The sequence below is a fragment of the Caldicoprobacter sp. genome (genome assembly GCF_047459465.1).
GTDB lineage: Bacteria > Bacillota > Clostridia > Caldicoprobacterales > Caldicoprobacteraceae > Caldicoprobacter.
Genome location: NZ_VSCO01000164.1, coordinates 1 through 3,645, shown reverse-complemented (window position 1 = coordinate 3,645; position 3,645 = coordinate 1). Strand labels below are relative to the sequence as shown.

Sequence of the window (3,645 nt, the reverse complement as noted above, 5' to 3'; positions counted from 1 at the left end):
TAACCATATTTGGCCGTAACGTTGGCCAATGGAGCTTGGATGGTTATAATAGATTATGAAGGCAAAAGATGTCTTTTTGTCGTAAACAACAACGCCGGATAAAAACGGTGTTTTTTTGTTTAAGGTGATGGAATGCGGTTGAAAGGAAGATTGCTCAGCGTTGCCGAGATGGTGCCACCGTCAAGGTGCGTCGTGGATGTTGGAACTGATCACGGAAAGCTTCCCGTTTGGTTGGTCAAGAGAGGCATTGCAGAGAGTGCCATTGTAACCGATATAAGTGCTGCTTCGCTCAAAAAAGCAGAAGCCCTTATAAGGGCCCATGGATTGGAAGACATGATCGAGGCAAGGGTGGGAGATGGGCTATCGGTCATACATCCTGGCGAAGCCGATACGGTGATCATAGCTGGAGTGGGTGGGGTACTGATAAGGGACATTTTGAAGAGTGCTCCACAGGTTACATCCACCGTTAAAACCTTTGTGCTGCAGCCCATGAAAAGCCAAGGGCTGCTGCGAAAATGGTTGGTCGATAATGGATATGCTATAGTGGATGAGTCATTGACGCGCGAAAAGGACAAGTTCTACGAGGTAATGGTAGCCCAGCAGGGCAAGCAGCACATCCCTCATGATGTGTATTATGATATAGGGTATATGCTCATAAAAAAGCAGCACCCGCTGCTTAAGGAGTTTATAGAGTACAAGATGGCCAAGACGGCAGCCATCATAGAGCAGCTTGAATCCCGGGGAACGCCTGATTCTAAAAAAGAGCTTGAAGAATTTAAGCGCAAACTTGAGGATTATAAGGGGGTTTACCTATGGCTCACACGGTGCAACAGGTGGTAAAGGTTATGGAGGAGATAGCTCCTCCTTACCTGGCTGAGGAATGGGACAACGTAGGCCTGCTGGTGGGCAGGACGCAGGACAGCGTCCAAAGGGTCATGGTGTGCCTGGACGTGACCGAGGCCATAGTCCATGAGGCCATACAAAAAGGAGTGGACATGATCATCTCGCATCACCCGGTTATATTTGAAAAGCTAAAGAGCCTGCGCGGCGATACTGGCAGGGAACGCCTGCTGTATCTTCTTGTTGGCAACAACATAGCGGTCTACTGTGCCCATACCAATCTGGATAAAGCCGCCGGCGGAGTGGATGATGTTTTGGCCGCGCGCTTAGGGCTTCAGGATGTCAGGGTCTTGAGCGCTGACCAACGGGATAAGCTGTACAAGGTAGTGGTGTTTATTCCCAAAGGCCACGAGGATGCGGTGATGGATGCCATGGCCCGGGCGGGTGCAGGATGGATAGGCAATTACAGCCATTGCACCTTTCAGATTGACGGGACGGGTACATTTATGCCCCTTGAGGGCACAAATCCTTATATCGGTCAGCAGGGGCGCCTAGAGAGGGTGCATGAAGTCCGACTGGAGACGGTGGTCCTGTCAAACCAGCTGGACAGGGTCATCCAAGCCATGCTCCAGGTTCACCCTTATGAAGAAGTGGCTTATGACGTATATCCATTGGCCAACCGGGTCAAGAAGCATGGCTTTGGGAGGATTGGGAGGCTGCCGCACAGGATGACTTTTGAAGAATTCATAGGGAAGGTGTGTGACGATTTAGGAGTTTCAAGCCTTCAAGTGGCAGGATGGGTTGACGACGAAGTAGAGGTGGTGGCCACTTGCGCCGGTTCGGGTGGCAGCTTGATAAACAAGGCGTATTGCAGCGGTGCTCAGGTCTTTTTGACGGGAGAGCTGAAATATCACGATGCCCAGGCTGCAGCGGAGCTGGGCATGGCTACCATAGCTGCAGGGCATTATGCCACCGAGGTCTTTGTCGTGAAGGAGTTAGTTTCTCGTTTACAAAAATCTTTTGATGCTTTACAATATGACATAGAGGTATTTGCTGCAGAAACCATGGCTGATATCTATAAGACGGTGGGGAAGTAGTTTGCCCCTTTTAAATTTTTTATGAGACATTTATCGGATCGGACGGGGACGAGGGCTTTGTGTGAAGGTTGAAAGGAGGTTGTGCTAATGGGACAGCTGGATCTGTTGTGGGAATACCAGAATCTCGATTTAACCTTGGATAAATATAAAAAAATGAGGAAAAGTTCTCCTTTGAGAAATAAATTGATTGAGCTTAAGAACTATTTGGTTCAGCAGCAAGAAAACCTGGTAAAGCTCAACGAGGAAGCCGAAAAGAAAAACCACATATTGAACCGGATCAATCATGAGTACGAGGATATTTTGAAGGCGTTTAAATCCGACGTTGATAAGGTTGAAGGAGGGCGGGTCCGAAGCGTCAAGCAGTTGGAAGAAATGCAAAAGGCTGCAGTGGAGTTGAAAGAAAAGCTCGCCAAGAAAGAGGAGGAGGTAAAGGGCCTGCTTAAGGATATCCAAAACCTTTCGGGCAAGCTGGAAGAGATACGTATTCGTATGGTAAAGGCAAAAAAAGAGTATTCTGACATCAAAGCGGAGTACGACAGCGAGGTCTCGACCATCCAAAAGGAGTATGAGGAAGTCAAACAACAGAAGAGCGAGCTCAAAAGTAAGCTTGACCCCGAACTTATAAAAAGGTATAACAGGCTTAAGAAGAGCCGAGGTATTGCAGTAGTCATGGTGGAGCAGAGCTGCTGTGGTGGTTGTAATATGAGTTTGGCGGCGCTGGTCATCGAAAGGCTAAAAAAGGGAGACGATATTATAGAGTGTGAAAACTGCGGCCGCATTTTGTATTGGGGCAATAAGGCAGATGGTGATGCTAAGAGCGCCGTTTGATGGTTTGACAAAGTCCTTGATCCGTGTTATTATATATTGCGCAAATGGTATAGAGCATGTGAGTAAGTCGGGCGATCGCGGCTGCAGGTCATAAAAATGCAGCTGAGGAAAGTCCGAGCTCCACAGGGCAGGGTGCTGGGTAATACCCAGTGGAGGCGACTCCAAGGAAAGTGCAACAGAAATAGACCGCCTGGCATTGGGCTTTGTGCTCAAATGCTGGGTAAGGGTGGAAAGGTGAGGTAAGAGCTCACCAGCAATCCAGGCGACTGGATTGGCTCTGTAAACCCCACCTGGAGTAAGACCGAATAGGGGACATTATGTGGTGGCCCGCCACGTCCCGGGTAAGGTCGCTTGAGCCTATCTGGCAACAGTAGGCCTAGATAGATGATCGCCCTCGACAGAACTCGGCTTACAGACTTGCTCACATGTACAAAAATCCCGCCATGAGGCGGGCTTTTGCTTTTATATGCTTATTATTTATTTTTTGTTGAGATGTTTTTACATCTCAATTTTATTTCGGCCTCTTGACAATTTATGTACCGCGGTGTTTTGAGCCTCACGCTGTATATAGGTAAAGCCTTTGACAAATAATAAATGTCGAGGAGGAGGTTGTGTGGCTATGAAAAACATTGCGGTACAGAAAGGCCTGACCCATGTGATCAATTATCTAAAAAGCGCAGGTTATCGGGTGTTTGAATTTGACACCAGCCAGAAAAACCGCAGCGATTTCTTCGACGGTTTTGATGCGGTGGTGTTTACCGGGCTTAATAATAACGTCATGGGCATTCAAAATACCAGGGTCAATGTGCCGTTTATAGAGGCCAGCGGGAAGACTCCTGAGGAAATAAAAGAAGCAATAGAGCGCACATTACATTAAATG

At 48.0% G+C, this 3,645-nt stretch carries 4 protein-coding genes and 1 other RNA gene; all 5 read left to right on the top strand.

What is annotated here, in order from left to right; genetic code table 11:
* Nucleotides 1-132: 132 nt before the first annotated feature.
* Nucleotides 133-840: a tRNA (adenine(22)-N(1))-methyltransferase gene (locus FWJ59_RS08650; protein ID WP_414481540.1), complete on the top strand. Its 708-nt coding sequence runs from the start codon at nt 133-135 to the stop codon at nt 838-840.
* The gene (locus tag FWJ59_RS08645; RefSeq protein WP_414481539.1) at nt 813-1,937 is read left to right on the top strand and encodes a Nif3-like dinuclear metal center hexameric protein; all 1,125 of its coding nucleotides are present in this window, start codon (nt 813-815) and stop codon (nt 1,935-1,937) included. The genes FWJ59_RS08650 and FWJ59_RS08645 overlap by 28 nt, the downstream gene beginning before the upstream one ends.
* Nucleotides 1,938-2,024: 87 nt before the next feature.
* Complete coding sequence (locus FWJ59_RS08640; RefSeq protein ID WP_414481538.1) at nt 2,025-2,765, top strand: zinc ribbon domain-containing protein; 741 nt, start codon at nt 2,025-2,027, stop codon at nt 2,763-2,765.
* A 59-nt stretch (nt 2,766-2,824) separates the two neighbouring features.
* Nucleotides 2,825-3,193, top strand: an RNA gene (rnpB, locus tag FWJ59_RS08635) — RNase P RNA component class A.
* A gap of 191 nt (nt 3,194-3,384) precedes the next feature.
* A complete protein-coding gene (locus FWJ59_RS08630; RefSeq protein WP_414481541.1) occupies nt 3,385-3,642 on the top strand; it encodes a YkuS family protein in 258 nt (85 codons plus the stop codon).
* Nucleotides 3,643-3,645: the final 3 nt, after the last annotated feature.

Coding starts and splice junctions, on each gene's coding strand:
- FWJ59_RS08650 (WP_414481540.1), top strand. CDS start 133: ATGCGGTTGAAAGGAAGATTGCTCAGCGTTGCCGAGATGGTGCCACCG.
- FWJ59_RS08645 (WP_414481539.1), top strand. CDS start 813: ATGGCTCACACGGTGCAACAGGTGGTAAAGGTTATGGAGGAGATAGCT.
- FWJ59_RS08640 (WP_414481538.1), top strand. CDS start 2,025: ATGGGACAGCTGGATCTGTTGTGGGAATACCAGAATCTCGATTTAACC.
- FWJ59_RS08630 (WP_414481541.1), top strand. CDS start 3,385: ATGAAAAACATTGCGGTACAGAAAGGCCTGACCCATGTGATCAATTAT.